Consider the following 4309-nt stretch of genomic DNA (forward strand, 5'->3'; position numbering starts at 1 on the left):
GTTCAGAGATGTAGCAGGAATAGATTTACAGGATGAAAATGAAAAAGAAAAAGATTTTGATCGTCGAAGATGAAAAAATAGTAGCCATCGATATCAGGAATACTTTGCTGCAATTTGGATATGATGTAACTCAAATCGTATCAAATGAAAAAGATGCGATAAATTCTGTATCAGAGCAAAAACCGGATCTCATCTTAATGGATATTTTACTTGAAGGAGAAAAAACAGGAATCGATGCTGCTCGTAAAATCAAAGACAATTTTGACATCCCTTTGATCTTCCTGACCGCACATATAAATGATGAAACACTTGATAAAGCAAAAGAGGTCGAACCTTACGGCTATTTGATGAAACCTTTCGAAGAGCGGGAATTACATGCGATCATGGAAATGACTTTCCATAAGATCAAGACAGAAAAAGCCTTAAGAAAAAGTGAGGAAAAACACCGAACTCTTATTGAAACGATGGAAGAAGGTTTGATCATTGTTGATGAAAAGGAAAACTTTACTTTTGCAAATCCGGCAGCATGTAAGATCTTCGGATATCAGGAAAAAAAATTAATTTCCATGAACATCAGGGATTTTGTTACTCAAGAAGAATTTCAAAAAATATTGGATAATACAGTCCTTCGTAAAAAAGGAATATCAAGTAAATATGAATTGAATATTTTCACAAAACAAGATGAAAAAAGAGTAATTACGGTTGCAGCAACTCCCTTAATTGTCGATGGGAAATTTACCGGAACTTTCGGAATTATCAGTGATATAACAGAAAAACAGAAAACAGAAAAAACATTAAGGGAATTAAAGCAGGCTGTTGAAACGATGACTATTGGTGTGACAGTTACGGAAATCGACGGAAAAATAATTTTTACAAATCGAGCTGATGCCAAAATGCATGGTTATGAACCGGAAGAATTACTTGGAAAAGATGTTCGTGTCTTTGCTCCTGTCCGGATCAGGAAACCAATGAGTTTATCCCAGGTAAAAAAATGGAAAGGATTGATCAGAGAAAGTTCGAATATCAGAAAAGACGGTTCTACTTTCCCGGTAAGATTAATGTCGGATATTGTCAAAGACGGCAAAGGTGATCCTGTCGCTATTATCACGACTTGCGAAGATATTACGGAAAGAAAACAAGCAGAAGAAGCTCTTAGAGAAAGTGAAGAACGATTCAGAAGCACTTTTTTTCATGCAGCTGCCGGAATGATATTGATTCATCCTGATGGTACGATCAGACAGGTCAATGAGAGTTTCTGTTTCATGACAGGATATAAAGAAAATGAACTTTTAAACAGAAATATTAACTCATTGATTCATCATGATGATGTTCGGAAAAATAAGAAAAAAATCAAAACAATGCTGACCGGAAAACTTAATTATTTTCATATCGAAGAAAGATTAATTCATAAAAAAGGCGACATAATCTGGGTAAATGTCAGCATTTCCTCTGTGAATGATGATTTTGGAAAATCTTTATATTTGATCGCTCAAATACTCGATATCAGTGAAATGAGGAAAGTTGAAGAAGAGATAAAGGAATTGAATCGGCAACTTGAAGCAAGAGTAAATAAAGAATTGAATAAAAGGATCGAACAACAACAGCTTCTTATCCAGAAATCAAAACTTGAATCTCTGGGAAAACTTGCTGCTGGAATTGCTCATGAGATCAATCAACCATTAGCAGGAATTTCTATGGCTATGGATAATATTCTTTTTAAATTATCAATGGATAAATGCTCTAAAGATTATCTTGAGAAAAAGGTCAATTCTGTTTTTAATGATATTGACAGGATCAGGCATATCATCGAGCATGTAAGAACTTTTTCCAGAGATCAGAAATCGGTTCTTTTGGAAAAGATAGACATTAATGAAACCATTAAAAATGCTTTATCAATGGTGCAGACGCAATATAAAAATCACAACATCAAAGTAATCTTAGAATTTAAAGATGATCTGGAATTTGCTATCGGAAATAAATTCAAACTCGAACAAGTTATCCTCAATCTTCTCAATAATGCAAAAGACGCTGTTGAAGATCGGGAAGAAGCAGGCAATGAGATCAATTTTAAGAAACAGATCACGATCAAGACTTACAGTAATCCCCATAATATTTGTATTGAGATCGAAGATAATGGTACTGGTATTCCCAAAGAAAATTTAGATAATATTTTTGATCCTTTTTTCACAACCAAAGATCCTGAAAAAGGAACAGGTCTTGGTTTATCGATCATTTATGGAATTATCCAGGAAATGAAAGGTGAGATTTCCGTCAGCAGTGAAAAAAACAAATTTACAAAATTCATCATCAAATTACCAAATCTTACAAAAAGAAAAAATAATGATAATTAATTCCTGTATTGGGATTTAAACTTTTTTGCAAACCTTCAAGGTTTGCAAAACCTTGAAGGTTTTGAATCATTTTGAATCAATCAATTCACGAAGTTAAGTTCTTCCCTCAAAGGAAAAACAGGAGCTGTAAATGGAAAAATTAAAAATAATGATCCTCGACGACGAACAGAGAGTCAGAGAAGAGATCGGTGAATTTTTATTAGAAAATGGCTTTCAAGTATTTAAAGCGGAATTACCTTCTCAAGCTTTTAAGATATTAGAACAAAATGAAATCGATATTACAATTCTCGATATAAAACTTCCTGAAATGGATGGGATCCAGGTTCTGGAAAAGATCAAGACATCGTATCCGGAAATCGAAGTGATCATGATCTCGGGACACGGAGATATGAACAGCGTTATTTCAGCAATGAGACTCGGAGCTTCCGATTATTTCACCAAACCGTTTCGTCTGATGGATGTTCATAACTCCATTGAAAGAACCAAAAGATTCATCACTCTCAATTCCAAGCTAAAGGAAGTCGAACATAATCTCTCACTTGTTTCCAATGAACTTCAGGATAAAACAGGTCATTCGATCATCACTCAAAGCCCCAAAATGAAATCTATCATTGAACTTATTTCTAAAGTTGCAAAAACTGAAGATACTTCCGTTCTGATTACCGGTGAAAGCGGAACCGGAAAAGAACTTGTTGCTCGTGGAATTCATTATTTAAGTTCCAGGAAAGAAAAGTATTTTTATGATGTGAATTGCTCGGCAGTACCGGAAAATCTCTTTGAAAGCGAGTTCTTCGGTCATAAAAAAGGAGCATTCACAGGAGCTACCGAAAGCAAAGCAGGTTGGTTCGAGGTGGCGAGTAAAGGAACTCTTTTCCTCGATGAGATCGGAGATATGCCTTTAAATTTACAGTCAAAATTTCTGCGAGTTCTCGAAGAAAGAAAAATAAGACGCGTTGGTTCTCACATAGATATTCCTGTTGATGTTAGAGTTATTGCTGCCACAAACCGGAGATTGGAAGATTTGATCGAAGAGAAGTTATTCAGAGTCGATCTATTTCATAGATTAAATTCTTTCTCGATTCATATTCCACCTCTCAGGGAAAGATCGGAAGATATTCCTCTTTTGATCAATCATTTTGCTTCTGAATTTTCAAAAAAAATGAAAAAACCTATCCAGGAAATCGATGAAAATGTTTTGAATGAACTCTCAAATTACAATTTCCCGGGGAATGTTCGCGAACTTAAAAATATGGTGGAAAGAGCTGTCATCCTTAATGATAGAGGTAAACTCCATCTAAAACATTTTCCGATTTTAGCAAAAGTTAGTGATCAACCGGTTTTTTCGAAAGGAACTGAAATTATCTTTGACCTGGAATTAGCAGAAAAAAATTTGATCATGAAAGCTCTGGAAAAATGCAAGAATAATAAAGCCAAAGCAGCGAAGTTGCTGAATATTACCTGGCAGTCACTCGATCGTCGAATGAAGAAGTTTGGGATTTTATAGATAGTAATAAATTTACATCGACTATACTTCATAAAAGAAACATTTTTTTCATTGACTTTAATTTAAACAGAACTCAAAAGTGTTCCCGGATTATTAAGAGAGATTTATGATGAGATATTTATCTAGTTTTGACTTATCCAATATTCAATACCTGTTATTAAATATTCAATTCTCACTGCCCCTCCCATTTGGCATAATTTGTTATAAAATAGAAACTTATAGTTTTAAACAAATCTACAACAGAACAGATAGATTATACGATTTCAAACGAAATATTATTAAGAGATTAGGTAAATTAAAATTTCCTTTTAACACTTGCATTCCATAAATTTTTAAAAATAAAAAAAGGAAATTAGAAAAATGAGGAAGATAATTTTCAGTTTAATAACTGTTTTTGTAGCAACGACTTTATTATCAGAATTACAGATCGATGTTCCTTCCCAAGTTTATCCTA

The 4309-nt window shown here is 33.8% G+C and carries 2 protein-coding genes; both read left to right on the forward strand.

The annotated features are described in order from the left end of the window. The first annotated feature begins 32 nt into the window (after positions 1-32). A complete protein-coding gene (locus ENL20_04150; protein HHE37748.1) occupies positions 33-2351 on the forward strand; it encodes a PAS domain S-box protein in 2319 nt (772 codons plus the stop codon). A gap of 130 nt (positions 2352-2481) precedes the next feature. Continuing rightward, positions 2482-3855 carry a sigma-54-dependent Fis family transcriptional regulator gene (locus ENL20_04155; protein ID HHE37749.1) on the forward strand — a complete coding sequence of 458 codons (1374 nt, stop codon included), beginning with the start codon at positions 2482-2484 and terminating at the stop codon, positions 3853-3855. Positions 3856-4309: the final 454 nt, after the last annotated feature.

Source organism: Candidatus Cloacimonadota bacterium (genome assembly GCA_011372345.1).
Taxonomy (GTDB): domain Bacteria; phylum Cloacimonadota; class Cloacimonadia; order Cloacimonadales; family TCS61; genus DRTC01.